The 25,896-nt window shown below is 64.6% G+C and carries 23 protein-coding genes and 1 tRNA gene; 14 read left to right on the forward strand and 10 right to left on the reverse strand.

Annotation, left to right across the window (positions count from 1 at the left end):
* Positions 1-10 precede the first annotated feature (10 nt).
* From der to VA603_RS16525, 7 genes are all read left to right on the forward strand, one after another.
* A complete protein-coding gene (gene der, locus VA603_RS16495) occupies positions 11-1,411 on the forward strand; it encodes a ribosome biogenesis GTPase Der (protein ID WP_132862839.1) in 1,401 nt (466 codons plus the stop codon).
* 170 nt (positions 1,412-1,581) lie between these two features.
* The gene (gene moeB / locus VA603_RS16500) at positions 1,582-2,721 is read left to right on the forward strand and encodes a molybdopterin-synthase adenylyltransferase MoeB (RefSeq protein WP_323439478.1); all 1,140 of its coding nucleotides are present in this window, start codon (positions 1,582-1,584) and stop codon (positions 2,719-2,721) included.
* Positions 2,722-2,811: 90 nt separating this feature from the next.
* On the forward strand, positions 2,812-4,647 hold the full coding sequence (locus VA603_RS16505) for a monovalent cation:proton antiporter-2 (CPA2) family protein (RefSeq protein WP_323439479.1): 1,836 nt from the start codon (positions 2,812-2,814) through the stop codon (positions 4,645-4,647).
* Positions 4,648-4,728: 81 nt separating this feature from the next.
* Positions 4,729-5,610, forward strand: a complete 882-nt coding sequence (folD, locus tag VA603_RS16510) for a bifunctional methylenetetrahydrofolate dehydrogenase/methenyltetrahydrofolate cyclohydrolase FolD (RefSeq protein ID WP_192288127.1) — start codon at positions 4,729-4,731, stop codon at positions 5,608-5,610.
* Positions 5,611-5,882: 272 nt separating this feature from the next.
* Positions 5,883-7,340: an IMP dehydrogenase gene (gene guaB, locus VA603_RS16515; protein WP_132862843.1), complete on the forward strand. Its 1,458-nt coding sequence runs from the start codon at positions 5,883-5,885 to the stop codon at positions 7,338-7,340.
* A 104-nt stretch (positions 7,341-7,444) separates the two neighbouring features.
* Positions 7,445-9,010, forward strand: a complete 1,566-nt coding sequence (gene guaA, locus VA603_RS16520; protein ID WP_132862844.1) for a glutamine-hydrolyzing GMP synthase — start codon at positions 7,445-7,447, stop codon at positions 9,008-9,010.
* A 309-nt stretch (positions 9,011-9,319) separates the two neighbouring features.
* Positions 9,320-9,607, forward strand: a complete 288-nt coding sequence (locus VA603_RS16525; protein ID WP_425603725.1) for a hypothetical protein — start codon at positions 9,320-9,322, stop codon at positions 9,605-9,607.
* 35 nt (positions 9,608-9,642) lie between these two features.
* Here the strand turns inward: VA603_RS16525 and VA603_RS16530 are convergent, their stop codons facing one another.
* Positions 9,643-11,415, reverse strand: a complete 1,773-nt coding sequence (locus VA603_RS16530; RefSeq protein ID WP_323439480.1) for an ATP-dependent nuclease — start codon at positions 11,413-11,415, stop codon at positions 9,643-9,645.
* 114 nt (positions 11,416-11,529) lie between these two features.
* Positions 11,530-12,588 (reverse strand): hypothetical protein, encoded by a 1,059-nt coding sequence (locus tag VA603_RS16535; RefSeq protein ID WP_323439481.1) that lies wholly within the window; start codon positions 12,586-12,588, stop codon positions 11,530-11,532.
* A 249-nt stretch (positions 12,589-12,837) separates the two neighbouring features.
* On the opposite strand from VA603_RS16535, the gene VA603_RS16540 reads away from it, so the two are divergent.
* Both VA603_RS16540 and VA603_RS16545 read left to right on the forward strand, forming a co-directional pair.
* Positions 12,838-13,011 carry a hypothetical protein gene (locus VA603_RS16540; protein ID WP_425603726.1) on the forward strand — a complete coding sequence of 58 codons (174 nt, stop codon included), beginning with the start codon at positions 12,838-12,840 and terminating at the stop codon, positions 13,009-13,011.
* A 269-nt stretch (positions 13,012-13,280) separates the two neighbouring features.
* On the forward strand, positions 13,281-14,009 hold the full coding sequence (locus tag VA603_RS16545; protein WP_323439482.1) for a hypothetical protein: 729 nt from the start codon (positions 13,281-13,283) through the stop codon (positions 14,007-14,009).
* 66 nt (positions 14,010-14,075) lie between these two features.
* Here VA603_RS16545 and VA603_RS16550 read toward each other — a convergent pair whose 3' ends face one another.
* A complete protein-coding gene (locus VA603_RS16550) occupies positions 14,076-14,984 on the reverse strand; it encodes a LysR family transcriptional regulator (protein WP_323439483.1) in 909 nt (302 codons plus the stop codon).
* A 130-nt stretch (positions 14,985-15,114) separates the two neighbouring features.
* On the opposite strand from VA603_RS16550, the gene VA603_RS16555 reads away from it, so the two are divergent.
* Both VA603_RS16555 and VA603_RS16560 read left to right on the forward strand, forming a co-directional pair.
* A complete protein-coding gene (locus tag VA603_RS16555) occupies positions 15,115-16,296 on the forward strand; it encodes a serine hydrolase domain-containing protein (protein ID WP_425603745.1) in 1,182 nt (393 codons plus the stop codon).
* Positions 16,293-17,462, forward strand: coding sequence for an MFS transporter (locus VA603_RS16560; protein WP_323439485.1), 1,170 nt, complete (start codon positions 16,293-16,295; stop codon positions 17,460-17,462). Before VA603_RS16555 ends, VA603_RS16560 begins: the two co-directional genes overlap by 4 nt.
* A gap of 71 nt (positions 17,463-17,533) precedes the next feature.
* Here the strand turns inward: VA603_RS16560 and VA603_RS16565 are convergent, their stop codons facing one another.
* Positions 17,534-18,427: a LysR family transcriptional regulator gene (locus VA603_RS16565; RefSeq protein WP_323439486.1), complete on the reverse strand. Its 894-nt coding sequence runs from the start codon at positions 18,425-18,427 to the stop codon at positions 17,534-17,536.
* 71 nt (positions 18,428-18,498) lie between these two features.
* Between VA603_RS16565 and VA603_RS16570 the strand changes: the two genes are divergently transcribed.
* Both VA603_RS16570 and VA603_RS16575 read left to right on the forward strand, forming a co-directional pair.
* Positions 18,499-18,918 carry a CidA/LrgA family protein gene (locus tag VA603_RS16570; protein WP_132862850.1) on the forward strand — a complete coding sequence of 140 codons (420 nt, stop codon included), beginning with the start codon at positions 18,499-18,501 and terminating at the stop codon, positions 18,916-18,918.
* Complete coding sequence (locus VA603_RS16575; protein WP_132862851.1) at positions 18,908-19,621, forward strand: LrgB family protein; 714 nt, start codon at positions 18,908-18,910, stop codon at positions 19,619-19,621. Before VA603_RS16570 ends, VA603_RS16575 begins: the two co-directional genes overlap by 11 nt.
* 3 nt (positions 19,622-19,624) lie before the next feature.
* Here VA603_RS16575 and VA603_RS16580 read toward each other — a convergent pair whose 3' ends face one another.
* The 6 genes from VA603_RS16580 to amaB form a co-directional block, all read right to left on the reverse strand.
* Positions 19,625-20,494 (reverse strand): DMT family transporter, encoded by an 870-nt coding sequence (locus VA603_RS16580; protein WP_132866056.1) that lies wholly within the window; start codon positions 20,492-20,494, stop codon positions 19,625-19,627.
* A 53-nt stretch (positions 20,495-20,547) separates the two neighbouring features.
* Positions 20,548-21,594 (reverse strand): UDP-N-acetylmuramate dehydrogenase, encoded by a 1,047-nt coding sequence (gene murB, locus VA603_RS16585; protein ID WP_132862852.1) that lies wholly within the window; start codon positions 21,592-21,594, stop codon positions 20,548-20,550.
* On the reverse strand, positions 21,591-22,646 hold the full coding sequence (locus tag VA603_RS16590; RefSeq protein WP_132862853.1) for a quinone-dependent dihydroorotate dehydrogenase: 1,056 nt from the start codon (positions 22,644-22,646) through the stop codon (positions 21,591-21,593). Before VA603_RS16590 ends, murB begins: the two co-directional genes overlap by 4 nt.
* A gap of 4 nt (positions 22,647-22,650) precedes the next feature.
* On the reverse strand, positions 22,651-23,421 hold the full coding sequence (locus VA603_RS16595) for a class I SAM-dependent methyltransferase (protein ID WP_323439487.1): 771 nt from the start codon (positions 23,419-23,421) through the stop codon (positions 22,651-22,653).
* Positions 23,422-23,428: 7 nt separating this feature from the next.
* Positions 23,429-23,716 (reverse strand): DUF4190 domain-containing protein, encoded by a 288-nt coding sequence (locus tag VA603_RS16600; protein WP_132862855.1) that lies wholly within the window; start codon positions 23,714-23,716, stop codon positions 23,429-23,431.
* An 87-nt stretch (positions 23,717-23,803) separates the two neighbouring features.
* Positions 23,804-25,336, reverse strand: a complete 1,533-nt coding sequence (amaB, locus tag VA603_RS16605) for an L-piperidine-6-carboxylate dehydrogenase (protein WP_132862856.1) — start codon at positions 25,334-25,336, stop codon at positions 23,804-23,806.
* 366 nt (positions 25,337-25,702) lie between these two features.
* Here amaB and VA603_RS16610 point away from each other — a divergent pair.
* A tRNA-Arg gene (locus VA603_RS16610) sits at positions 25,703-25,779 on the forward strand.
* The last annotated feature ends 117 nt before the right edge of the window (positions 25,780-25,896 follow it).

The raw sequence follows: 25,896 nt of genomic DNA on the forward strand, positions 1-25,896 counted from the left end.
AGTAAACGCGATGCTGCCTTTGGTCGCCCTGGTAGGACGGCCGAACGTCGGCAAGTCCACCATTTTCAATGCGCTGACCCGTACGCGCGACGCGCTGGTCCATGACCAGCCCGGGGTGACCCGCGATCGCAACTACGGCGTCTGCCGCTTGGACGAGGACAATCCCTTCCTGATCGTCGATACCGGTGGTATCGCCGGTGAAGAGGAAGGGCTGGCCGGCGCCACCGCGCGCCAGGCCCGTGCCGCTGCCGGTGAGGCGGATCTGATCGTGTTCGTGGTCGATGCCCGTGATGGCACCTCCGCGCTGGATGACGAGATCCTGTCGTGGCTGCGCAAGCTTGCGCGGCCCACGCTGCTGTTGATCAACAAGATCGACGGCACGGACGAGCATGCCGTGCGTTCGGAGTTCGCCCGCTACGGGTTCGGCGAGATGCTGATGATCTCGGCCGCGCACCGTCAGGGTATCGATGACCTGGTCGAGGAAATCATCGAACGTCTGCCCGAAGAAGGCACGACCGAGGTGCTGGACAACGACCCGAACCGCATCCGCATTGCCTTCTGCGGGCGCCCGAACGTGGGCAAGTCGACGTTGGTCAATCGCCTGCTGGGCGAGGAGCGCATGATTGCCTCCGAAGTGCCCGGCACCACCCGTGACTCGATCTCGGTGGACATGGAGCGCGACGGCCAGTTGTACCGCCTGATCGACACCGCCGGCCTGCGTCGCAAGGCGCGCGTGGAGGAAGTGGTCGAGAAGTTCAGCGTGGTCAAGACGCTGCGCGCCATCGAACAGGCCCAGGTCGCGGTGCTGATGCTCGATGCCAGCGAAGGCGTGACCGACCAGGATGCCAGCGTGCTGGGTGCGGTGCTCGATGCCGGTCGTGCGCTGGTGATCGCGATCAACAAGTGGGACGGGCTGACCGACTACCAGCGCGAGCAGGCCGAAACGCTGGTGTCGCTGAAGCTGGGCTTCGTGCCGTGGGCGGAAGTGGTCCGGATCTCGGCCAAGCACGGCTCGGGCCTGCGCGAGCTGTTCCGCGCGGTGCACCGCGCGCATGCCTCGGCCACGCACGAGTTCAGCACCAGCGAGGTCAACAAGGCGCTGGAAATCGCCTACGAGACCAATCCGCCGCCGAGCATCCGCGGCCATGTCTCCAAGCTGCGCTACGTGCATCCGGGTGGCACCAACCCGCCGACCTTCATCGTGCATGGCACGCGCCTGAAGGAGCTGCCGGATTCGTACAAGCGCTACCTGGAAAACTTCTTCCGCAAGCGCTTCAAGCTGGTGGGCACGCCGGTGACGTTCCTGTTCCGTGAAGGCGCCAACCCGTACGAAGGCAAGAAGAACGTACTGACCGAGCGGCAGATCAAGGCCAAACGGCGCTTGATGAAGCACGTGAAAGGCAAGAAGTGATGCATCGGAAGGCGACCGCAAGGCCGCCTTCCGCATTCAGGGCCCCGTGCGCCGCACCCGTGGGTGCGACAGTGGGAATCTCTGGTGTGCAGGCTGGGCTTGCGGTCCGCGGCGCGCTGGCTTTGCGGCCCAGGCCGCTCCTGCGGGGGGTGTTGGCCGATAATCAGCGGATGAGCATTCGTGAATTGACCCCGGAACAGGCCCGTGAGCGGCAGCGGCAGGGCGCGTTGTTGATGGATGTGCGCCAGGCGCACGAGCGCGCCGGCGGGATGGCGGAGGGGGCTCTGGGCGTTGCCAAGGACGAACTGTTGGCTGCGCCGGGCACCCACCTGCCGGCGCTTGATCGGGAGATCGTGCTGATCTGCCAGAGCGGCAGGCGCTCGGCCGATGCGGCATCGGTGCTGGGGGCGCTCGGCTATACGGCCGTGGCCTCGGTCGCTGGCGGTACGGTGGCTTGGCGGACGGCCGGGCTGCCACTGGTACAGCCGCAGATCGACGCGACGGACCGCGACTTCTACGACCGTTATTCACGTCACCTGCTGCTGCCGCAGGTAGGCGAGGCGGGCCAGCGGCGCCTGCAGCAGGCGCGAGTGCTGGTGCTGGGCGCCGGCGGGCTGGGAGCGCCGGCCAGCTTCTATCTGGCCGCGGCCGGGGTGGGGCACCTGCGCATCGTGGACCACGACGTGGTCGAGCGCAGCAACCTGCAGCGGCAGATCGTCCATGCCGAGGCGACGGTGGGCGTGGCCAAGGTGCTCTCCGCGCGCGAGCGGTTGCTGGCCCTGAATCCCCATGTCGACATCGAGGCCGTGCAGGCGCGGGTGAGCTCGGACAACGTCGATGCGCTGTTGCAGGACGTCGACGTGGTGCTGGATGGTTCGGACAATTTTCCGCTGCGCTACCTGCTCAACGATGCCTGCATCAAGCACGCCAAGCCGCTGGTGTATGCCGCCATCGAGCGTTTCGACGGGCAGGTGAGCGTGTTCGATGCCGGGCGGCAGCGCGGCGTGGCGCCGTGCTATCGCTGCCTGTTCCCGGAGCCGCCACCGCCGGATTTCGCGCCGAACTGCTCCGAAGCCGGGGTGCTGGGCGTGCTGCCGGGCCTGGCCGGGGTGATGCAGGCCACCGAGGTGCTCAAGCTGCTGCTGGGCATGGGGGAGCCGCTGGTCGGGCGCTTGTTGCGCTTCGATGCGCTGCAGATGCGCTTCCGCGAGAGCCGCGTCAGCGCCGACCCGGATTGCCCGGTGTGCGCCCCCGGCGTGCCGTTCCCGGGCTACATCGACTACGCGGCCTTCTGCTCGCACCAAGGCTGACTATGCAGCGACCGCCAGGCGCGTGCGCCGCTGCATCCGGCTTGCACAGGGTGTGCTTTATCGTGTGCCCTCCAGATTGGGAGTAGCAACATGTCAGCCGAGTCCTCGACGGAACTTGTGAAGGTCGTCGCCCTGCTGGGTGCCGCCGTGGTGGTGGTCCCGCTGTTCCGGCGGCTGGGGCTGGGGTCGGTGCTCGGCTACTTCGTGGCCGGCCTGGCGATCGGCCCGTTCGGTTTCGGCTGGTTCTCCGACCCGCAATCGATCCTGCACGTGGCCGAACTGGGCGTGGTGATGTTCCTGTTCGTGATCGGGCTGGAAATGCGGCCCTCGCACCTGTGGAGCCTGCGCAAGGAGATCTTCGGCCTGGGCACGGCGCAGATCGTGACCTGCGCGGCGGTGTTGACCGGCGTGGCCATGCTGTTCGGCTACCGGCCGCAGATCGCCTTCATCGCCGCGGCCGGCTTCGTGCTGACCTCGACGGCGGTGGTGATGCAGTTGCTGGCCGAGCGCGGTGACCTGACCCTGCCCTCGGGGCAGAAGATCGTCTCGATCCTGCTGTTCGAGGACCTGCTGATCGTGCCGCTGCTGGCGCTGGTGGCCTGGATGGCGCCGACGCAGGCCGGCGCACATGAAGGTTCGCGCTGGGTGGGGGTGGCCATCGGTGCCGGTGCCATCGTCGGGCTGGTAGTCGTGGGCCGCTACCTGCTCAATCCGTTGTTCCGCATCCTGGCCGAGGCCAAGGCGCGGGAAGTGATGACGGCCGCCGCGCTGCTGGTGGTGCTGGGGTCGGCCCTGCTGATGCAACTGGGCGGGCTGTCGATGGCGATGGGCGCCTTCCTGGCCGGCGTGCTGCTGTCCGAATCCACCTTCCGCCACCAGATCGAGGCCGACATCGAGCCGTTCCGCGGCATCCTGCTGGGCCTGTTCTTCCTCAGCGTGGGCATGGCCCTGGACCTGTCGGTGGTGGTGGCGAACTGGAAGCTGATCGCGCTGCTGGTGCCGGCGATGATGGCGGCCAAGGCGCTGTGCATTTATGCGGTGGCGCGGGTGATGGGCAGTGACCACCGGCAGGCGCTGGACCGTGGCGTACTGATGGCGCAGGGCGGTGAGTTCGCCTTCGTGCTGTTCGCCGCCGCCGCGAGCGCGGGCGTGATCGATGCACCGATCAACGCCAACCTGACGGCGGTGGTGGTGCTGTCGATGGCCCTCACGCCGCTGTGCATGCTGGTGTATCGCCACCTGGTGAAGGAAGCGGAGGTGTCCACCGATGGCGTGGAGGCCGCCGACGGGCTGAGCGGTGCCGTGCTGGTGATCGGCTTCGGCCGCTTCGGGCAGGTGTCGAGCCAGTCGCTGCTGGCGCGCGACGTGGACGTGACCATCATCGACAACGACATCGAGATGATCCGCAGCGCCGCCGACTTCGGCTTCAAGGTCTACTACGGCGATGGCACCCGGCTGGACGTGCTGCGCGCGTCCGGCGCCGAGACCGCCGCGGCGATCGCGGTATGCGTGGACGACCGCGGCGCGGCCGACCGCATCGTCGAGCTGGCCATGCATGCGTTCCCCCAGGCCAAGCTGCTGGTGCGCTCGTATGACCGCGAGCACTCGCTGTCGCTGATCCACGCCGGCGTGGACTTCCAGATCCGCGAGACCTTCGAATCGGCGGTGGAGTTTGGCCGGGCGGCGCTGCTGCAGCTGGGCGTGGAGGAGTTCGAGGCGGACCTGGTGGCCCAGGAGATCCGCCGCCGCGATGCAGAACGCTTCGAGCTGGAGATGGCCGGCGGCGTCGGGGCCGGCGTTGGCCTGCTGTACGGCAACACGGCCGGGCCCAAGCCCACGCCGTTCACGCCGCCGCGCCGGGAATCGCGCACGCTCAATCCCGACGCGGTGGCCGGGGCAGGGCAGGAGGGCGATGCGGCCCGGTAATGGCGTGGAGTGGCGCAGGCGAGGTGTCGCGCCTGCCGTAATCGGGGACAATACGCTCCCCCGCCATCGCCCCCATGCCCCATGACCGTTTCCGCCGCACCCGCGCAGACCTCCCGCATCCTTGACGGCCGTCGTATCGCCGAAGAACTGCTCGACGACCTGAAGGTCCGCGTGGATGCGCGCCTGGACGCCGGGCGTTCACGCCCGGGCCTGGCCGTGGTGCTGGTGGGGGGCGACCCGGCGTCGGCGGTGTACGTGCGCAACAAGCGCCGTGCCGCCGAGAAGGTGGGCATCGAGGCGTTCGATTACGACTTGCCCGAAGGCACCACCGAGGCACAGTTGCTGGACCTGATCGACCAGCTCAATGCCGATCCGAAGATCCACGGCATCCTGATCCAGCTGCCGCTGCCGGGTATCCCCGACGCCAGCCGGCTGATCCAGCGGATCGACCCGGGCAAGGACGTGGACGGTTTCCACCCGCAGAACGTCGGCCACCTGGTGCTGCGTGAGTTCGGCCTGCGCCCCTGCACCCCGCGTGGCATCACCACGCTGCTCGGCCACACCGACCAGCCGGTGCGCGGCCGCAATGCCACCATCGTCGGCGTCAGCAACCACGTGGGCCGTCCGATGGGGCTGGAGCTGCTGATCGCCGGCTGCACGGTGACCAGCTGCCACAAGTTCACCCCGAAGGACGTGCTGGAACAGGCCGTGCGCAACGCCGACATTCTGGTGGTGGCGGTGGGTATCCCGCAGCTGATCCCCGGTGAGTGGGTGAAGCCGGGTGCGGTGGTGATCGACGTCGGCATCAACCGCCTGGAGGACGGCCGCCTGGTCGGTGACGTGGGCTTCGAGGCTGCCGCGCAGCGCGCCAGCTGGATCACCCCGGTGCCTGGTGGGGTGGGGCCGATGACCGTGGCGACCCTGATGCAGAACACCATCGAGGCCGCTGAAGCCGCGCGCTGATTTCGAGCGGGCGCTTGCCCCTCGCCAGCCCTCCCCTTCGCGCCCGCGGCGCTGGGGGAGGGAGCCGGTGCCAGACGCTGCCGTGACCTGATCCATGGCAGGAACCACGCCTTCCCTTGGCCATGGGCGCAGGGACGAAGAGAGGGAAGGGCTTTCCCCCACGGACGCCTGAACAACCCCTCCCGGACGCGACACTGCGTCGCACCAGCCCCCTGACATCGGCCCCCGAATAGGGGTAAAATGTCGCGCTTCCCCACAAATCGGGCACGCCGATGCTGCGCATCCAGGCTGAAGCACTCACTTACGACGACGTCTCGCTCGTCCCCGCTCACTCCACGATCCTGCCCAAGGATGTCGACCTCGGCACGCGCCTGACGCGTGACCTGCGGTTGAAGTTGCCGATCGTCTCGGCCGCCATGGATACCGTCACCGAAGCCCGCCTGGCGATTGCCATGGCCCAGCTCGGCGGCATCGGCATCATCCACAAGAACCTGACCCTGGAGCAGCAGGCCGCCGAAGTGGCCAAGGTCAAGAAGTTCGAGTCCGGCGTGATCCGCGACCCGATCACCGTGGGCCCGGAAACCAGTATCCGCGACGTCCTGGCACTGACCCAGGCGCACAACATCTCCGGCGTGCCGGTGGTGGGCAGCGACGGCCTGCTGGCCGGCATCGTCACCCACCGCGACATGCGCTTCGAAACCGAGCTGGATGACCCGGTCCGCCACATCATGACCAAGAAGGATCGCCTGGTCACGGTGAAGGAAGGCGCGGCCTCCGATGAGGTGCTGCAGCTGCTGCACCGCAACCGCATCGAGAAGGTGCTGGTGGTCAACGATGCGTTCGAACTGCGCGGCCTGATCACCGTCAAGGACATCCAGAAGAAGAGCGACAACCCGAACGCCGCCAAGGACGCCGCCACGCGCCTGCTGGTCGGTGCCGCGGTGGGCGTCGGTGGCGACACCGAGCGTCGCGTCGAGGCGCTGGTCGCCGCCGGCGTGGACGTGCTGGTGGTGGACACCGCGCATGGCCATTCGCAGGGCGTGCTGGACCGCGTGCGTTGGGTGAAGAAGACCTTCCCGAACGTGCAGGTGGTCGGCGGCAACATCTGCACCGGCGAAGCAGCACTGGCGCTGCTGGATTCCGGCGCCGATGCGGTCAAGGTCGGCATCGGCCCGGGCTCGATCTGCACCACCCGTGTGGTCGCCGGTGTCGGCGTGCCGCAGGTGACCGCCATCGACCTGGTCGCCGAAGCGCTGCAGGACCGCATCCCGCTGATCGCCGACGGTGGTATCCGCTACTCCGGTGACATCGGCAAGGCACTGGCCGCCGGCGCGTCGACGGTGATGATCGGTGGCCTGCTGGCCGGTACCGAGGAATCACCGGGCGAGACCGAACTGTTCCAGGGACGCTCCTACAAGAGCTACCGCGGCATGGGCTCGCTGGCCGCGATGGAGAAGGGGTCCAAGGACCGCTACTTCCAGGACGCCGCCACCGCCGACAAGCTGGTGCCGGAAGGCATCGAAGGCCGCGTGCCGTACCGTGGCCCGGTCGGCGGCATCATCCACCAGTTGATCGGTGGCCTGCGCGCGACCATGGGCTACGTCGGTTGCGCCACCATCGAGGACATGCGCACCCAGCCCAAGTTCGTGAAGATCAGCGGCGCCGGCCAGCGTGAGAGCCACGTCCACGACGTGCAGATCACCAAAGAGCCGCCGAACTACCGCGCCTGATGCGGCAAGCAGAAGAGGAACGAGGACGCTGTCCCGTTCCTCTTTCTCTATCCGCCATCCGTTTTGCATCGTCCCCCGTTTTCATTGATCACCTGCCGGGCTTTATGACCAACATCCATAACGACAAGATCCTCATCCTTGATTTCGGCGCCCAGTACACGCAGCTGATCGCGCGTCGCATCCGCGAGTTCGGCGTGTACTGCGAGATCTGGGCGTGGGACCACGATCCTGCCGAGATCGCCGCGTTCGGCGCCAAGGGCATCATCCTGTCCGGTGGCCCGGAAACCACCACGCTGCCGGGTGCGCCGGCCGCGCCGCAGGAAGTGTTCGACAGCGGCCTGCCGTTGCTGGGCATCTGCTACGGCCTGCAGACCATGGCCAAGCAGCTCGGCGGTGGCACCGAAGCCGCCGACCAGCGCGAGTTCGGCCATGCCGAAGTGAAGCTGCTGGGCAACGACGGCCTGCTCGGTGGCCTGTCCGACCACAATGGCGAGCCACGCCTGGATGTGTGGATGAGCCACGGTGACCACGTCACCCACGTGCCGCCGGGCTTCGCCATCACCGCCGTGACCGACCGCATCCCGGTGGCCGCGATGGCCAACGAGGACAAGCGCTGGTACGGCGTGCAGTTCCACCCGGAAGTGACCCACACCAAGCAGGGCTCGGCGTTGCTCAAGCGCTTCGTCACCGAGATCTGCGGTTGCGCCACGCTGTGGACCGCGGCCAACATCATCGACGACCAGATCGCCCGCGTGCGCGAGCAGGTCGGCAGCGATGAGGTGATCCTGGGCCTGTCCGGCGGCGTCGATTCGTCGGTGGTGGCCGCGCTGCTGCACAAGGCCATCGGCCAGCAGCTGACCTGCGTGTTCGTCGATACCGGCCTGCTGCGCTTCCAGGAAGGCGACCAGGTCATGCAGATGATGGCCGAGAACATGGGCGTGAAGGTCGTGCGCGTGAATGCCGCCGACCGCTATTTCAAGGCGCTGGAAGGCGTCAGCGACCCGGAAGCCAAGCGCAAGATCATCGGCAACCTGTTCGTGGAGATCTTCGACGAGGAATCGAACAAGCTCAGCAACGCCAAGTGGCTGGCGCAGGGCACGATCTACCCGGACGTGATCGAGTCGGCCGGCAGCAAGACCGGCAAGGCGCACGTCATCAAGAGCCACCACAACGTGGGTGGCCTGCCGGAAGACATGAAGCTCAAGCTGGTCGAGCCGCTGCGCGAACTGTTCAAGGACGAAGTGCGTCGCCTCGGCGTCGAGCTCGGCCTGCCGCGCGCGATGGTTTATCGCCATCCGTTCCCGGGCCCGGGCCTGGGCGTGCGCATCCTGGGTGAAGTGAAGCGCGAGTACGCCGAGCTGCTCGGCAAGGCCGATGCGATCTTCATCGAGGAGCTGCGCGCGGCCGACCTGTACGACAAGACCAGCCAGGCGTTCGCGGTGTTCCTGCCGGTCAAGTCGGTGGGCGTGGTCGGCGATGCGCGTGCCTACGAGTGGGTGATCGCACTGCGTGCGGTGGAAACCATCGACTTCATGACCGCGCATTGGGCGCACCTGCCGTACGATTTCCTCGGCCGCGTGTCCAACCGCATCATCAACGAGCTGCGCGGCGTCTCGCGCGTGGTCTACGACATCTCCGGCAAGCCGCCGGCGACGATCGAGTGGGAATGATCCCACGTCCGGTATAGACCGGCACCAAAGAGCATTAAAACACCCATAAGCCCGCGTAATTGCGGGCTTTTTTCGTTCTTGGCGTCGCACTGTCTGGCAAATTTTCGCATCGCCAAGCACCCCGTTTCTATGGCATGGTAGATGGTACGATTTGAACCTGATGCCATGTTCGGCACTCGATACCATGCCGCCTCTGATGGAGTTTTCATGGTATTGAATTTAGGTAACACATTGTTCTTAAAGAGTTTTTTTTGAGGATTTGTGGGGCTTTTTGAGCATGGTATTTTTGAGAGGAAACCCAACCCGACCATGCTGACTGATACCAAGCTGCGCAACCTCAAGCCAAAGGACAAGCTCTATCGTGCGGCCGGATTAAATCACCGTGTAGGAGCAATAGCCGATCTTGATGCTGTTCGTGACCTTGTCAAAGTAAATGGGGACTTTGGACGGCTCGCTGGGCTATTGAAATTATGGCTAGCGGAAAAGCGCGGTCATGGTGCTCGGCCATTTGACGTGGAAGCGTTGATGATGCAGTTCAGAGAACTTCAGCATCAGACAAGAGCGATTATGAGTCGAATAGTATTCAAGAAAAAATGAGAACGGCCCTAAACGGGCCGTTTTCAATATATCAATTAAAGGCGCAACCAATCCATTGCTCTGCTAACAGATTGGTAGTCTGGAAGGCCAGCTTTATATTCCTCATTAGAAAGGCTGGTCATGAAGGTTATGTGGGCTGCACTTGTTTTGGCTATACCAAGGTGCGCTTCAATCGCGCCTTTCGTCCATAGCCAAATGCCCATCGCTTTCAATTCTTCATGCAATCTTGCAATGCAGTCTATTGCGTTTTCTTCTTGGGCAAGTCTTTCGAAAGCCGCCGCAGCGGGCATTCCATTATGTCTAGTAGGCAGCCCATCTGCATCAAGGCCAATGTGGCCGCCATTTCTTAATTCTTCCAGTATTGCCTTGCATGCGATGAGATCAGCATGATCGGGAGCGAGCAGACCCTTAAGAGGAGCTATCCTAAAGGCAAAATCTAAATCTACAATCGCCTTGCAAGGCACTCCCATCGACCGCAATACTTTTATAGTATCAGGAATATTGGGAGTTCCTCCGATATCAACAAATCCAATCTTATCTTCACCGGGAGTAGTTCCAAAAGAGTTGAGAAATATTGTAGGCAGAATTGTGCGTTCGGTTTTCCCTTCAGTGATTACGACTCGCTCGGAAAAAAGAATTTTACTCGAGTTTGAAAGGGCAAATAGCGCTTCTGACTGATGCTGGGCATCATCAATTGCTGCTGCCACCGCATCCTTTATTCGTGGATAGCATCTTGTCCCTAAAGCTGCGCTTCTTCGTATGAGAAGGGTATTGGGGGCATCGTCCCGCGAAATCATATTTGCCGAATGCGTTGTAATGACCACCTGATAGCCGTCGCCAGCGAGTCGGCTTAAAGCTGCACGTACGACTTCGATAGCTTGGGGATGTAGATAGAGCTCTGGCTCATCAATCAGAAGGAGCGTCGTTCTACCAGCATTTCCACCGCCGGCTCTCCGAACTTCGGCTAGACACTTAATAAGCGCTATTTGTATAGAGCGTTGGGCGCCATGCCCAAATGACGAGGCATCCCTACCGTCAGGATTTTCGAACCCCTCTTCGAAAATCCGTATCGTCGCTGATTTCATGAAATCAGAAAAATCTGGGACAGGTATGTGGGTCTTGGCCGAGACACCGGGAAACAGCTTGGACAGCTCGCCTTGAATACGGCCGTCGAGATCGACTAAAGTTTCGTCTTTATTCTCAGCGTTGGCTGAAAGACGCCTTCCGACGTCTTGCAGTGCCTCAGCAACAGCAGGTGAGTGCCGATCAATGACGGGAGCCATTATCTCTTTAAGAAGCTTGCCGATTGTGGTTCCGCTACCAAATTTCGCTACGTCCTCTGTGGCGTTTTCCATCGCTCCAATAAAAATAGGCTCGGGAAACAGAGCGCCTATTGCAGCGTCGATCCCTGCTGGATTGATAACCCATTCATCTTGACCGGCTTCTCGCCTTAATACTTCAAATCGTATCCCCGCAACTGCCTGCCCTGGGGTGGCTTGCGTGCGCCTAATACGTATCTGACCGTCAACGACAAGGGGCTCGATACGTCCACGGTGAGCATCACCAATCGCATCGAGCACTTCAGCACTTATGCCAGAGATTTCCGCTTCTACAGTAATTGGCTGATCGGCAAGGTGAAAGTCTTCTGGCGGGAGGCTAGATCGTTTTATTATCCAGCCAATAGCCCGAATAATATTAGTTTTTCCAGCGTTGTTGTAGCCAACCAAAGGAGTATAGTGCGAAAGTGGAAATATTCCGTCCGAGATTGATTTGAAATTCTGTATTCTAATTTGTGAGATGTGATGCATTACTCCTCCCGCTATTGGTAATCAAAGTTAGATACTTTCCAGACTCACATTTAAAATAAAAACTATTGCTTTGATCGAGTGGCTTCATATCGAGATATTGAGTTTTTGTGAGCGCTAAGTCCCAGTTTTAAAATCAAGGTTTGGATGAATCTCGAAGCGCCACAGCGGTAATGCTTTTCCCTTGTAATCGCGAGGAATCTTCAAGCTGAAAATTTCAGGATCAAACCTAACGTCGAGTGCGACTATGCCTGTTTGGTCGTCAACAGTAAGCTCTCGAAAAGCTGTACTAATCATCGAGCTTAAATCCCCAATGATCTGAAAGTCCTGGTCCTCTGTGGGGTTCTCTGGCTTCATTTCGTGAGCGAAGGAAATAAGCCGTCCGTCAACCACGGTCGCAGGGGTTTCTGTTTCCGACCAATTTCCGTAGCGCATGAGGTAGAAGGCTAATTTTTGTTCATTCTCGTTGGTGATGGCAGTGCCTGCGCAGCTCATGCGAATATCGCGAATTGTAAATAGGGCGGTGCCGTTGTCTGCGACCTTCGCCTTTTCATCGTTAGAATCACCGATGAACTCGATACGTAATGGAGGCAATGTTGCAATCATGCAATCACCTACAAGAAACATTTCGTTTCTAGCCAGTGCGTGAGGCAGGTCAATAAATATACTAGAACCGGAATCAAAGAAGGAGTCGGGAGACAATAGCACCCATTTGTTTATTCGGGAGAAGTAGATCGCAATTTTGAGATCAGCTTTATTGATGTTTGAATATGAAACAAGTTTTTCTAGGTAGGATTTTTTCAGAGAGAAGCGTGAGCCAAGCGACTTCATATGAAAATTCTTTACCTCGACAAGGATTACATCTCCGCTGTTCGTTACAATCCGGTAGTCGGGCGGGATGAATTCATCGGAACTTGCGAATGCCGCTCCACTGTCCTCCTGCTTGATGTATTGGCATCCGCCAAGTGCTCCTAATACATGAGCAAACATCGCCTCCACACGTTTCCCATGTAATATATTAGGATTATCTAGCGTCGCTTTGAGAGATGCTCCAATTTTTTGCTGAAACGCGCTAATATCTTCAGAAATGCCTATGCGATACCCATTTTGTCGCGATAAGGTAGTATAAAGCTCCAATGCATCGAAACTCTCCGCATTTCTCGATACGCGTTTCATTGCTTTCGCCCGCCCCCTCATTTATGTTAAATATCCTAGTTTAAAATTGCTCTACCAAGATGCCAGTGAACGCTACTTTTTTCTACGTTCTCAAGCTAAAAATTGCTTCTTGATGACAGTGTTGCCGGTATCATGAGATTGACTCATGATGTATTAGGCGTGCAACTATGATAAATGCAGCTTCCGCCGGAGTTGCGGCATGTTTTGGGAGGATGATGCTAAATGAAGGACAGACCACATGACACGGCGATGGCCGAGCACTTCCGCGCCGATCCGACCTATGCAGCGGAGCTGCTTGCTGAAGTTCGCCGCGACGGTAACTCCGCCGACGAGCTAACCATTCTGTTGCGGCAGATGGCCACGGCCTCGGAAGGTTGCTCGAAGTCGGATTACGCCGATACAGGGCGCGCTCTACCTCGCTGATTTGAACGTGGTATTTTTCATGGTTCAGTGAATAATTCTCTACTCAAGGTGCAGATTTAAAACATTTTTTTGTGTTGTTTATAATTGAGTGGGAGTGAACCGCGCCAGGCCGCGTTGATCGGGGCATTGCCGGGATGAATCGGGCGGGCATTGGCGTGAAGTCGATGCCCGTTCCCGTTTGTGGGCCGTGATGCGGCATGGCAGTCCTGCGCCTCGGTCCGGACCGGCGGGGGTGTGCAGGCAACAGGGACACGCACGAGGAAGGCGCGATGGACGAAGAACGGGACACGGGCGTGCAGCAATACCGCCTGCGCATCTGGCAGCGCGGGCCGAAATGGCGACGTTGGCTGGTCATCGCGGGGATGTTCCTGGGCGGATGGACGCTGCTGTTCGGTGGCTGGATCGGTGTCGCGTTGCTGCGGGGGGCAACCGATCGTGATGCCGGTGCGGTTGCCTTCAACATCGTGCTGGTCATCTTCATGGCGACCTGCATGTTCCTCGTGCTGCATCGCGCGCTCTATCGCCAGTTCTGGCATCAGGACCGCAAGCGCGCTGCCGACGGCATGAACCCCGTCGATACCGCGTTCCCGTCGAAGGCCGGACGGACCCTGCCGCCGGTCGTGCGCTGGCCGTGGGGGTTGCGCCTGCGCCATGGCGTCCTGCGGTTCATCGGCATGGCGACCTTGCTTCATGTGTTCCTGCCCTTCGGGAACCAGGTGGCCATCAGCGGTTTCCTGGCACGGCACAGCGCCGGATGGGCGTCGGCAGGGAGCCTTGCGACCCTGCTGTTCGCCTGGGTGCCGCTGGTCCTGCTTTCGCTGCTTTCCATGCTGCTGCTGTCGCGCCAGATGCGGCGACGCGACGCCGGGCTGCTCGACGAAGAAGGCAAGCGGTTGCTCCAGGCCGAGACGAACTGGCTGTTTTCCTTCGCGGCCGCCTTTGCGATGACCGTGTTGTTGTGTCGCGTGTTTGGCGCGATGGTGGTCCGCTATCTCTGACGGCCATTGGCGTCGTGCGTCGGGCTGTCCCGGGTTGCCGGCAGCCGCGACGGTTGCAGTTGCCCGCTATTGCCGCGCTGGCTGCGGGTTGTCCGGGAACACCCGCTCGCTCAGGAAATCGACCAGCGCCCGCAGCTTGGGCGAGGGGTGCTTGCTGGCCGGCCAGAGGATGTGGAACACGCCGGTGGCGCCGATGGCGTCTTCCAGCAACGGCAGCAGGCGTCCGTCGGCCAGCGGCTCGCGGATGGCGAAGTCGGGCAGGTAGGCGATGCCCAGCCCGCGCAGCGCGAAGCACAGCCGCGTCTCGATGTTGTTGCAGACCATGGTCCGTGGCAGTTGCAGTTCGCCTTCGGCGATGGGGTGGCGCAATCCCCAGGTTTCCAGCTTGCCGGTGTTGGGGAAGCGGTAGTGCAGGCACTGGTGATGCAACAGGTCGGCCGGCGTGCGCGGCGTGCCATGGCGGGCGAGATAGGCCGGTGAAGCCACGACCTGCAGCCGGAAGGCACCCAGGCGGCGTGCCGACAGCCGCGAGTCGGCCGGGGCACCGGTGCGTATCACCGCATCGAAGCCCTCCTCGATCACGTCCACCATGCGGTCGGTGAAGTCCAGGTCCAGTTCGATGTCCGGGTAGGTGCGCATGAACTCGCCCAGTACCGGCAGCATCAACGGACTGACCAGGGGCAGGCTGATGCGCAGTCGCCCGCGCGGCGCGCCGCTGGCCTGGGACAGCTCAAGTTCGGCGGCTTCGATCTCGGCCAGGATGCGCCGGCTGCGCTCCAGGAACAGCGCGCCCTCGGCGGTGAGGGTGACGCTGCGCGTGCTGCGGTGGAACAGGCGTACACCCAGCTTTTCCTCCAGGCGCGCGACGCTCTTGCCGATGGCCGAGGCGGAGACGCCCAGTTGCCGCCCGGCAGCCACGAAGCTGCGGGTCTCGGCGACCTGCACGAACACGACGAAGCCGTTGAGGCTGTCCATCCCTGCTCCCTGACGTGGCGTGATTGCGGATGTTGGTGTCCGCACAACGCGGAAATGTAGCCCACTTTTTCCCGAATGGAAGGATTTCTATCGTCACACCTCCCCCAAGCAGTGAGGTGTTTCCATGACGATGACGTCGTCCTTGCCATTGCCAGCCCCCGACCGTTCGCCGCTCAGCGCCCCCGTGAAGGCTGTCGTTGACCAGGCCATCGCCGAGCATCGGCTGGTGGGTGCGGTGGTGCTGGTGCGCCGGGATGGGCGCTGGGTGCACCGCCAGGCGGCCGGGATGGCCGATCGCGAGGCGGCCCGGCCGATGCAGTTGGACACGATCTTCCGGCTTGCCTCGGTCAGCAAGCCCATCGTGTCGATGGCGGCGCTGCTGCTGGTCGCACGTGGGCAACTGGACCTGGACGCGGACATCCGTCGATGGCTGCCGTGGTTCCAGCCTCGGTTGGCCGACGGACAGCCGGCCGTCATCACGCCCCGGCACCTGCTCAGCCATACGGCCGGGCTCGGCTATCGCTTCTTCGAAGCAGACGCGCAGGGGCCTTATGCACGGGCCGGCGTATCCGACGGCATGGATGCGGTCGGGTTCGACCTGGACGAGAACCTGCGCCGGATCGCCAGCGTGCCGTTGGCCTATGCCCCCGGAGCCGGATGGGGGTACTCGTTGGCCACCGATGTCCTGGGGCGGCTGGTTGCACAGGTGCACGGACAACCGCTGGCGCAGGCGGTCCGTGCGTTGCTGACCGGCCCGTTGGAGATGCGCGATACCGGTTTCGCAGTGGACGATGCCGCGCGGCTGGCCGTGGCCTATGTGACTGACCAGCCGGTGCCGCATCGGCTGGGCGAGGGCGAGGTGGTCGCCCCGTTTGAAGGCACGGTCGGCATCCCGTTCAGTCCATTACGCATCTTGGACCCGACGGCATTCGCATCCGCGGGTGCCGGCATGGCGGGTACGGCGGGCGACTTCCTGCGCTTGCTCGAGGCGCTGCGCAGCGAAGCGCTGCTGCCGCCCGCGCTGCTGGACGAGGCCGGGCGCGACCAGACCGGGGGAGCGGAGGTGGGCGGTGCCCCCGGGTTCGGCTTCGGGCTGGGCTTCTCGGTGCTGCGCGATCCGTTGCTGGCGGGCTCGCCGGAAAGCCCCGGGACCTGGCGCTGGGGCGGCGCCTACGGGCATTCGTGGTTCGTGGACAGGCCGCAGCGATTGAGCGTGGTCGCTTTCACCAACACCTTGTACGAGGGCATGTCCGGGCGTTTCGTCGCCGACGTGCGTGATGCGGTGTACGCCGGCATTGGCGGTGCCCGATGAAGGCCGGTCAGCACGACCGCCTGCCGCTGGCGTCGCTGCTGGCGCTGGCCTTGGCAGGGTTCATCACCATCCTCACCGAGGCGCTGCCGGCCGGCCTGTTGCCGCAGATGGCGCAGGGGCTGGCGGTGTCGGAGGCCTGGGTCGGCCAGACCATCACCGTCTACGCACTGGGCTCGATGACCGCCGCGATCCCGCTGACCACCGCCACCCAGGGCATGCGCCGACGGGCGTTGCTGCTGGCCGCGATCGCCGGCTTCGCGCTGACCAACGCGGTCACCACGTTCTCTTCGAACCTTGTGCTGACGATGCTGGCGCGCTTCGGCGCCGGCGTGTCGGCAGGGCTGCTGTGGGCGTTGTTGGCAGGCTATGCCACGCGCATGGTGCCGGCATCGCAGAAGGGCAAGGCGATCGCGATTGCGATGGTCGGCACGCCGTTGGCGCTGTCACTGGGAATCCCGGCGGGAACCCTGCTGGGCCAGGTGCTGGGCTGGCGGACCTGCTTCGGCATCATGAGCGTGCTGGCGGTGTTGTTGATGGCCTGGGTACGCCTGCGCCTGCCGGACTTCCCCGGCCAGGACAAGGGTCGAAGGGCATCGCTGCGGCAGGTGTTCACCTTGCCGGGGGTGCGGCCGGTGCTGCTCGTGGTGTTGGCTTACGTGCTGGCGCACAACATCCTGTACACCTACATCGCGCCGTTTCTGGCACGTGCGGGCATGGCGGCGCGGACGGACCTGGTGTTGCTGGTGTTCGGCAGCGCATCGTTGTTTGGCATCGTCGGCGTGGGTCTCTGGATCGACCATCATCTGCGCCTGCTCACGCTCGCCAGCACGGGGCTGTTTGCCACCGCTGCGCTTGCACTGGGAGTCCTGGGCGACATGCCCGTGGTGGTCTACGCCGCGGTGGCGATCTGGGGGTTGGCGTTCGGAGGCGCGGCAACCCTGTTCCAGACCGCGCTGGCGACAGCCGCCGGGGCGGCGGCCGATGTGGCGCAATCGATGCTGGTCACCACCTGGAACCTGGCCATCGCCGGCGGCGGCCTGATCGGTGGCGTCCTGCTCACGCACGCCGGGGCGGGGGCGTTTCCACCGGCCGTGATGGCGCTGCTGGCAGTGACGGGTTGGCTGGCCTGGCGGCAACCGGCGGACGCCTGCGCACGCGTCGCCTGACCCGCGCGGGGCGCGCGGAATGCGTCGCGACAGCGTGGCAATCCATGCAGTGCCGACACCGCCTCGCCGCGTCAGCCGGGCCCGGCTTCCGGGGGGAATTCGGCGACCAGCTGCAACCAGGCCTGGGCGGCGGCGGACAGGTATCCGCCGCGGCGCCAGGTCAGTGCCATCTTCCAGTCCAGTTCGGGCGCGTCCAGCGGCACGACGGCCACGTCCGGACGTGGCCGGGCCACGGCGATCATGCGCGGCAGCAGGGCCACGCCCAGGCCGGCGGCGACCAGGGCGATGATGAAATCCGGTTGGCCGCTGCGAGTGGCCTCGCGTGGCGTGAAGCCGCGCGCCAGGCAGGCCTGGACGATGCGGCGGTTGAGCATGAAGCCCTTTTCGAACAGCACGAACGGCACCTGCGCCAGGTCCTGCAGCTGCAGCGACGGCCGCCGTGCCAGCGGGTGCGCCTGCGGCAGCAGCGCGACCAGTGGCTCGGTGCGCACGGCCTGCCATTCCAGGTCGTCGGCCACGGGCAGCAGGCTGGCGGCCAGCTCGATCTCACCGGCGCGCAGGCTTTCCTCCAGGGCCTCGCTGCCTCGCTGCTGCACGTGCAGTTCGATCTGCGGGTACTGCTGGCGGAAGCGTGCCAGCACGGGTGCGAACAACACGTCGCTGCCCAGCGAGGCCAGGCCCAGGTGAAGCGCGCCTCGTTGCAGGCCGCGCAGTTCTTCAAGTTCGCGCAGCATGTCCTCGCGCTCGCCGAGCAGGGCCAGGGCACGCCGGTAGACGATCTGCCCGGCGGGCGTCAGCCGCACGCCGTGGCGGGAGCGCTCCAGCAGGGTTTCACCCAGCTCATCTTCCAGCTGGCGGATGGCCTTGCTGACCGTGGGCTGGGTGGCGAACAGGGTCTCGGCCGCGGCGGAGAAGCCGTCCCGCCGGACCACTTCGACCAGCATCCGGAGTTGGCGGATATCCATTCTGAATTGGAATTCATTGGATTCAATCAATTCATTTTAATTATGCAATGGGCAGGCGTACACAGGAGGGCATGGATACCTTCCTTGTTTCCCTGCGCCGCCACCGGGCAGGCCTGCGGCGTGGCTTCCGGCGCAGCCGAGTGCTGCAGATCCTGGCGCTGGTCGCGGTCTGGCTGCTGGCCGATGCCCTGATGCGGCAATGGGGCGTGCCGGTGCCGGGCGGCATCGTCGGCTTGTGCGTGCTGTTGCTGGCCTTTGCACTGGGCTGGTTGTCACCGCGTACCTTCAGCGGCGGCGCGCGCTGGCTGCTGGCCGAGATGCTGCTGTTCTTCGTACCGGCGGCGATGATCCTGCTCGACAACCGGCAGATGTTTGGCTGGCTGGGCCTGAAGCTGCTGGTGGTGGTGGTCGGCGGCACGCTGCTGGTGATGGCGGCCACGGCGATGACGGTGGAGCTGCTGTTGCGCAGGGGCCAGCGCGATGAACATTGACCCTGGGTTTGCGCATCCGGCGCAATGGCTGTGGCCGGTGTTCTGGGCCGTGGCGACGATCGTGGCCTACCTTGGCGCCAAGCAGCTGTACCGGCGCAGCGGTCGGGCATGGGCATCGCCGCTGATCGTCGCGCCGTTGGTGCTGCTGGCGCTGGCCTCGTTGCTGCATGCCAGTTACCACGACTACCTGCGCGGTACCCATTGGCTGATGGCGATGCTGGGTCCGGCGACGGTGGCCTTCGCGGTGCCCATCCACGCGCAGCGGGCCTTGATCGCACGGCACTGGAAGGTGCTCGGTGCCGGGGTGCTGGTGGGCAGTGGCATCGCCATCACGGCCGCATGGTGGATGGCCACCGCCCTGCACCTGTCGCCGGAACTGCGGCTGAGCCTAGCGCCGCGTTCGATCACCACGCCGTTCGCGATGGACGTGTCCGGCCGCATTGGCGGCATCCCCGAGTTGACCGCGGTGTTCGTGATGATCACCGGCATCTGCGGTTCCCTGTTCGGGCAACTGCTGCTCAAGGTGCTGCCGGTGCGCAGTGCGATGGCGCGTGGTGCGCTGTTCGGCATGGGCGCGCACGGCATGGGCGTGTCCAAGGCACGCGAGCTGGGGGAGAGCGAAGGCGCCATCGCCGGGCTGGTGATGGTGATGGCCGGCTTGGTCAACGTCGCTGCGGCACCGCTGTTGGCAATGCTGCTGTAGGGCTCATTCGATGGGCTTGGCGGCGGCGCTGGGCGACTGGGTGGCGGCACGGCGCGCCAGCACCGCCTCGCGGTGGGCGATGTAGGCATTGGAGCCGAGGATGATCAGTGCGCCGATCACGGTCCAGCGGTCCAACGCCTGGTCGAACAGCAACCAGCCCAGCAGCGTGACCAGCGGCAGCTGGGTGAAGCTGATCGGGGTGAGTGCGGAGACTTCGCCGAGCTTCAGGGCGCGCGTCCACAACAGCTGGCCGGCGGTGCCGAGTACGCCGGTGGCGACCAGCCATGCCCAGGCGATGGCGCTGGGCCAGACCCAGACGAACAGGGCCGGCACCAGCGACAGCGGTACCCAGAATACGTAGGTGTAGAACACCACGGTATCCGGGCCGTCGACGCGGGTGAGTTGCTTGATCTGGATGGCCACCAGCGCGCTGAGCAGGGCCGCCAGCACCGCGATCAGGCTGCCGGCGGCGAAGCCGTTCGAGCCGGGGCGCACGATCACCAGCACGCCGATGAAGCCGGCGATCACCGCCGCCCAGCGCCGGAAGCGCACCTTCTCGCCCAGCCACAGCACCGCGGCCAGGGTCACGAACAGCGGCGTGGAATACGACAGGGAGATGGCTTGCGCCAGTGGCAGGTGGCCGATCGCCCAGAAGCCGCACAGCATCGAGGCCAGGCCGATCGCGCTGCGCATGAAGTAGCGAGGCAGCTGCTTCGTGCGCAACGGGGCATGGCCCGGCCGCAGCAGCATCGGCAACAGCGCCAGCAGGCCGAAGCCGTTGCGGAAGAACGCCACTTCCTGGGTGGGCACGTAGCGGGTGGCGTAGCGGATGGCGATGGCCATCAGGCCGAACGCCATCGCGCTGCCGAACATCAGCAGCGCGGCGCGGACGGGGGCGGGCTGGGGGGCGATGGCCGCAATGCGGCTCACCAGCGTGCGCCGATGAGCCGTGGTTCCGGCTCGATGGGGACGCCGAAGGTTTCCAGCACCGAGGCCGAGACACGCCGCGCGAAGGCCAGCAGCTGCGCGCCGCTGGCGGTGCCGTGGTTGACCAGCACCAGCGCGTGGTTCGGCGAGATGCCGGCATCGCCGTCGCGCTGGCCCTTCCAGCCGCAGGCCTCGATCATCCACGCGGCGGAGACCTTGCGGTTGCCCGGGTCATTGCCGGGAAACACCGGCAACTGCGGGTAGTGCTGCAGCAGCACGTCGACCTGTTCCAGCGGCAGGATCGGGTTCTTGAAGAAGCTGCCGGCGTTGCCAAGCACATCGGGGTCGGGCAGCTTGCGGCGACGGATCGCAATCACCGCATTGGCCACGTCGGCGGCGACCGGCAGGGCGATGCCCATCGCGTCCAGCTGCTCGCCGATGCCGGCGTAGTCCAGCCGCAGTTCGTTGAGCAGCGGCAGGCGGAACTCGACCGCGGTGATCAGGTAACGGTCGGCGTCCTGCTTGAACACGCTGTCGCGGTAGCTGAAAAGGCAGGCGTCCTGGTCCAGGCGCACCCAGGCCTGTTCGCGGGTATCCCAGGCTTCGACGGTCTGGATGAACTCGCCGACCTGTGCGCCATAGGCACCGATGTTCTGGATGGGCGCGGCACCGACGGTGCCGGGGATCAATGCCAGGTTTTCCAGTCCGGACAGGCCTTCGCCCAGCGACCACAGCACCAGTTCGTGCCAGATCACCCCGGCCCCGGCGCGGACGATGGCATGGTCGGCGCGGTGTTCGAGGATGGTGATGTCACGGTTGTCGAACGCCAGGACCGTGCCTTCGGGGTCGGCGGCGATCAGCACGTTGCTGCCGCTGCCCAGCACCAGCAGCGGCGCCTGCCCGACGACGGTGGCCAGGGCTTCGGGCAGGGCCGCCGGGTCGGCGACGCGCAACAGGCGTGGCGCATGCGCGGTGACGTGGAAGGTGTTCAGGTGCTGCAGCGAGGCGTTTTCGGTGAGCGACCAGGGGGCAACAGCAGTCGTCATAGCGGTGCGACGGCGCCGCGCGACGGGGATTCACGGCGGCGGCGGATCGCGTCGACGCAATCGCCGATCAGGGCCGGGCCACGGTAGATCAGGCCGCTGTAGCACTGCACCAGCGCGGCGCCGGCGGCCATCTTGGCGACTGCGTCGGCACCGGAGCTGATGCCGCCCACGCCGATCAGTGGCACCGATTCGGGCAGGCGTGCGCGCAGGCGGCGCAGCACCAGCGTGGACTGGCCCAGCAGCGGTGCGCCGGACAGGCCGCCGATTTCCTTCGAAATGGGGTCGGCGTCGACCAATGGGCGGCCAATGGTGGTGTTGGTGGCGATCACGCCGTCGACGGCCAGTTCGCCCAGCACCCGGGCCGCGGCGTCGATGTCGCGGTCGCTCAGGTCCGGGGCGACCTTGACCAGCATCGGCACGCGCCGGCCATGCTGGGCGGCCAGCCGTTCCTGGGCCTCGCGCAGGCCGGCGACCAGGTGCTTGAGCGCCTGTTCCTCCTGCAGCTCGCGCAGGCCGGCGGTGTTGGGCGAGGAAATGTTGACGGTGATGTAGTCGGCCAGCGGGTAGACCTTCTCCATGCACGCCAGGTAATCGGACAGCGCGTCCTCGTTGGGCGTGTCCTTGTTCTTGCCGATGTTGATGCCCAGCGGGCCGGGGCGATGGCGGACCTTTTCCACGTTGGCCACGAGCGCATCCACGCCGAGGTTGTTGAACCCCATGCGGTTGATGATGGCGCCATGGTTGGGCAGCCGGAACAGCCGCGGCTTGGGGCTGCCGGCCTGCGGGCGCGGGGTGATGGTGCCGATCTCGACGAAGCCGAAACCCAGCCCGAACAGGGCCTCGATGTGCTCGCCGTTCTTGTCCAGCCCGGCCGCCAGGCCTACCGGGTTGGGGAAGTCCAGGCCCCAGACCTTGGTGGGCAGCGGCTTGACGCGGCCGGCCAGCAGCGGCGTGGTGCCGGTGCGCCAGGCCAGGTCCAGCGCGGACAGGCCAAGGCCATGCGCGCGTTCGGCGTCGAGGGTGAACAGCAGGGGACGGGCAATCGAATACATAAGCTCAATTCAGCGTGCCGGCGAAGGCGCGGGTCTGGTACTCAAAGGCGACCTTGCCGTCGACGGCATGGTCGTTGAACAACTGTTGCAGGGCCTGCAGCATCGCCGCGTGGCGCGGATGGCCGGCCTGCGGCGCGTAGGAGGAGGACAGCAGGCGGCCACGCAAGCCATCCAGGTCCAGCCACTGCACGTTGGGGAAGGTGGCGATGCCGCGCAGCCCGGCGCCGAACCACTCGCGCATCTGGGCATCGCTCTGGTAGCGCTCGGCCACTTCGGTGTAATCGGTGCCGTACTCGATCAGCAGGCGTTCGTAGCCGACCAGGAACGGCGAGGCATCGAGCAGGCGCGAGTTCCAGAACACCAGCGCGATGCCGCCGGGCTGCAGGATGCGCGCCCATTCGCGGTGCACCGCGTCGGTGTCGAACCAATGGAAGGCCTGCGCCGCGGCGACCACGTCGACGCTGGCGTCGGCCAGCGTGGTGGCTTCGGCGGTGCCATCGACCAGGGTGAGCTGCGGGTAGTCCGCGGCCAGCCAGTCACGGGCGGCCTCGCGCATGGGCGCATTGGGTTCCACCGCGATGACCGGATGGCCGGCCTCCAGGAACAGGTGCGAGGAAATGCCGGTGCCGGCGCCGATGTCGGCCACGCGCGCACTCGGGGGGATGCCGATGTCCCGGTGCAGCCATTCCAGCAACGCCGCCGGATACCCGGGCCGGTAGCGGACATAGTCCGCCACGCGGTTGCTGAAGCGTTGGGTGGAATCGGAATGCGCCATGACGGCCTCAGGAATTCAGTGCGGCCAGCCAGGCCAGTCCGCCGAAGAACAGGACGAAGGCCAGGATGCCCACCACCCACATCGCCACCGACAGCCAGCCCAGCACCAGGCCGGTGACGGCCAGGCCATCGCCATCGAGCTGGCCATTGCTGCGGCGGATCTCGCCCCGGGCCATGTGGCCGAAGATGATCGCCGCCAGGCTGCCGAGGAACGGCAGCAGGGTCCAGCCGAGGATGCCGGCAACCAGGCTGACCACGGCAAGGCTGCTGGTCTGGCGCGGAGTGGGGATGCTCATGATGGAACTCCATTTCAGATGTGGAAAGCGGACGGGAAGCCCGTCCGCCATGCTGCGGGCTCCCGCCGTGGCGGGAGCCGTCTCACCTTACAGGTCGAACTTGATGCCCTGGGCCAGCGGCAGCGAGTCGGAGTAGTTGATGGTGTTGGTCTGGCGGCGCATGTAGACCTTCCAGGCGTCCGAACCGGACTCACGGCCACCGCCGGTGTCCTTCTCGCCACCGAACGCACCGCCGATTTCCGCACCAGAGGTGCCGATGTTGACGTTGGCGATGCCGCAGTCGCTGCCGGCTGCGGACAGGAACTTCTCGGCGGTCTTCAGGTTCTGGGTGAAGATCGAGGACGACAGGCCCTGCGGCACGCCGTTCTGCATGTCGATGGCTTCGTCCAGATTGCTGTACTTCATCACGTACAGGATCGGGGCGAAGGTCTCGTGCTGGACGATCTCATCGCTGTTCTTCAGGCCGGTGACGATCGCCGGCAGCACGAAGTTGCCCGGGCGGTCGATGGCGGTGCCGCCGGTCTCGACGGTGCCGCCGGCGGCCTTGGCCTTCTCGATCGAGGCCAGGAACTGCTGCACGGCCTCCGGGCTGTTCAGCGGGCCCATCAGGTTGGCCGCGTCGGTCGGATCGCCGATCTTGCCTTCCACCTGCTTGTACGCCTTGACCAGCGTGGCCAGCACGTTGTCGTAGATGGATTCATGCACGATCAGGCGGCGGGTGGTGGTGCAGCGCTGGCCGGCGGTGCCGACGGCGCCGAACACGATGCCCGGCACGGCCAGCTTCTGGTCGGCGGTCTCGTCCAAGATGATGGCGTTGTTGCCACCCAGTTCCAGCAGGCAGCGGCCCAGGCGCTGGGCGACCTTCTGGTTGACGGTGCGGCCGACCTGGGTCGAGCCGGTGAAGGAGATCAGCGGCACGCGACGGTCGTCGACCATCTTTTCCGACAGCGCGGTGCCGGCGTCGTTGATCAGGAAGAAGATGTCCGGGAAGCCGCCGGCCTTGAGTGCGTCATTGCAGATCTTCATCGTGGCAATGGCGGTCAGCGGGGTCTTGTTGGACGGCTTCCAGATGCACACGTCGCCGCAGATGGCGGCCAGGAACGCGTTCCAGCTCCACACCGCGACCGGGAAGTTGAAGGCCGAGATGATGCCGACCAGGCCCAGCGGGTGGTACTGCTCATACATGCGGTGGCCCGGGCGCTCGGAGTGCATGGTGTAGCCATACAGCATGCGGCTCTGGCCCAGGGCGAAGTCGGCGATGTCGATCATCTCCTGCACTTCGCCGTCGCCTTCCGGCTTGGACTTGCCCATTTCCAGCGCGACCAGCGAGCCCAGCGCGTCCTTGTTGGCGCGCAGTGCCTCACCGCACAGGCGCACGGCCTCGCCACGGCGCGGGGCCGGGGTGGTGCGCCATACCTTGTAGGCTTCCTGAGCACGGGCGATCACGGTCTCGTAATCGGCCTCGGTGGTGGCCTGGACCTCGGCGATCACTTCGCCGGTGGTCGGGTTCTGCGGCTTGAGGACGCCGGCGCCGGTGGCGGCGGACCATTCCCCCTGACCCAGGTAGGTGCCAGCGTTGGTGGCGTCCAGGCCCAAGGCCTTGAGCAGCTCGGAAGACATGCAAACTCCTGTTTCTGTGGCGTTGAATGCCCGCCGCCGGCGTGGGGGAAACGGCGGGCGGAATTCAGAATGGTAACAGAGGTGCATGTCCGGCCATGGCCCGGGCCGGGGCGGCTGGCCGGTCAAAGCGGGGGGCGGAGAGTGGCCGGGTCATGTCCGGAGGCGCCTCCCTTCGAGGAGTGACGCCCACGCCTTCCATTTGTTGTTCAGCAAGGGGCTTTGGGGCTTGTTTGTCTGGGACAGTGCGCTGCTGAACGTGGTGATTCGGCCTGGAGGGCATCCTTCTTCAAGCATGCTGATATGCGTCGACCCTCCGCAATGCTGGTCGTTGATCGAGCTTGCCTGTACTCTTGGCACCCAATTTCAGGCCCCGTAGCTCAGCTGGATAGAGCGGTCCCCTCCTAAGGGACAGGTCGCACGTTCGAATCGTGTCGGGGCCGCCAGCGTTCCCCTGCTGGCCATGCATGGCGCAGCCATTGCCTCCCCTTCCTGCCTCGTGATGCCATGAACGTAGGGCGTCTCGCGTCGTGGGCTGCGCGCGCGTGCGACGGAAGGCGGAT

It is taken from the genome of Stenotrophomonas capsici (assembly GCF_034961085.1).
Lineage (GTDB): Bacteria > Pseudomonadota > Gammaproteobacteria > Xanthomonadales > Xanthomonadaceae > Stenotrophomonas > Stenotrophomonas capsici.

What these genes read in the sequence shown, in the direction of transcription:
- der (WP_132862839.1), top strand. Translation starts at nt 11, where the DNA reads ATGCTGCCTTTGGTCGCCCTGGTAGGACGGCCGAACGTCGGCAAGTCC.
- moeB (WP_323439478.1), top strand. Translation starts at nt 1,582, where the DNA reads ATGAGCATTCGTGAATTGACCCCGGAACAGGCCCGTGAGCGGCAGCGG.
- VA603_RS16505 (WP_323439479.1), top strand. Translation starts at nt 2,812, where the DNA reads ATGTCAGCCGAGTCCTCGACGGAACTTGTGAAGGTCGTCGCCCTGCTG.
- folD (WP_192288127.1), top strand. Translation starts at nt 4,729, where the DNA reads ATGACCGTTTCCGCCGCACCCGCGCAGACCTCCCGCATCCTTGACGGC.
- guaB (WP_132862843.1), top strand. Translation starts at nt 5,883, where the DNA reads ATGCTGCGCATCCAGGCTGAAGCACTCACTTACGACGACGTCTCGCTC.
- guaA (WP_132862844.1), top strand. Translation starts at nt 7,445, where the DNA reads ATGACCAACATCCATAACGACAAGATCCTCATCCTTGATTTCGGCGCC.
- VA603_RS16525 (WP_425603725.1), top strand. Translation starts at nt 9,320, where the DNA reads ATGCTGACTGATACCAAGCTGCGCAACCTCAAGCCAAAGGACAAGCTC.
- VA603_RS16530 (WP_323439480.1), bottom strand. Translation starts at nt 11,415, where the DNA reads ATGCATCACATCTCACAAATTAGAATACAGAATTTCAAATCAATCTCG.
- VA603_RS16535 (WP_323439481.1), bottom strand. Translation starts at nt 12,588, where the DNA reads ATGAAACGCGTATCGAGAAATGCGGAGAGTTTCGATGCATTGGAGCTT.
- VA603_RS16540 (WP_425603726.1), top strand. Translation starts at nt 12,838, where the DNA reads ATGGCCGAGCACTTCCGCGCCGATCCGACCTATGCAGCGGAGCTGCTT.
- VA603_RS16545 (WP_323439482.1), top strand. Translation starts at nt 13,281, where the DNA reads ATGGACGAAGAACGGGACACGGGCGTGCAGCAATACCGCCTGCGCATC.
- VA603_RS16550 (WP_323439483.1), bottom strand. Translation starts at nt 14,984, where the DNA reads ATGGACAGCCTCAACGGCTTCGTCGTGTTCGTGCAGGTCGCCGAGACC.
- VA603_RS16555 (WP_425603745.1), top strand. Translation starts at nt 15,115, where the DNA reads ATGACGTCGTCCTTGCCATTGCCAGCCCCCGACCGTTCGCCGCTCAGC.
- VA603_RS16560 (WP_323439485.1), top strand. Translation starts at nt 16,293, where the DNA reads ATGAAGGCCGGTCAGCACGACCGCCTGCCGCTGGCGTCGCTGCTGGCG.
- VA603_RS16565 (WP_323439486.1), bottom strand. Translation starts at nt 18,427, where the DNA reads ATGGATATCCGCCAACTCCGGATGCTGGTCGAAGTGGTCCGGCGGGAC.
- VA603_RS16570 (WP_132862850.1), top strand. Translation starts at nt 18,499, where the DNA reads ATGGATACCTTCCTTGTTTCCCTGCGCCGCCACCGGGCAGGCCTGCGG.
- VA603_RS16575 (WP_132862851.1), top strand. Translation starts at nt 18,908, where the DNA reads ATGAACATTGACCCTGGGTTTGCGCATCCGGCGCAATGGCTGTGGCCG.
- VA603_RS16580 (WP_132866056.1), bottom strand. Translation starts at nt 20,494, where the DNA reads ATGTTCGGCAGCGCGATGGCGTTCGGCCTGATGGCCATCGCCATCCGC.
- murB (WP_132862852.1), bottom strand. Translation starts at nt 21,594, where the DNA reads ATGACGACTGCTGTTGCCCCCTGGTCGCTCACCGAAAACGCCTCGCTG.
- VA603_RS16590 (WP_132862853.1), bottom strand. Translation starts at nt 22,646, where the DNA reads ATGTATTCGATTGCCCGTCCCCTGCTGTTCACCCTCGACGCCGAACGC.
- VA603_RS16595 (WP_323439487.1), bottom strand. Translation starts at nt 23,421, where the DNA reads ATGGCGCATTCCGATTCCACCCAACGCTTCAGCAACCGCGTGGCGGAC.
- VA603_RS16600 (WP_132862855.1), bottom strand. Translation starts at nt 23,716, where the DNA reads ATGAGCATCCCCACTCCGCGCCAGACCAGCAGCCTTGCCGTGGTCAGC.
- amaB (WP_132862856.1), bottom strand. Translation starts at nt 25,336, where the DNA reads ATGTCTTCCGAGCTGCTCAAGGCCTTGGGCCTGGACGCCACCAACGCT.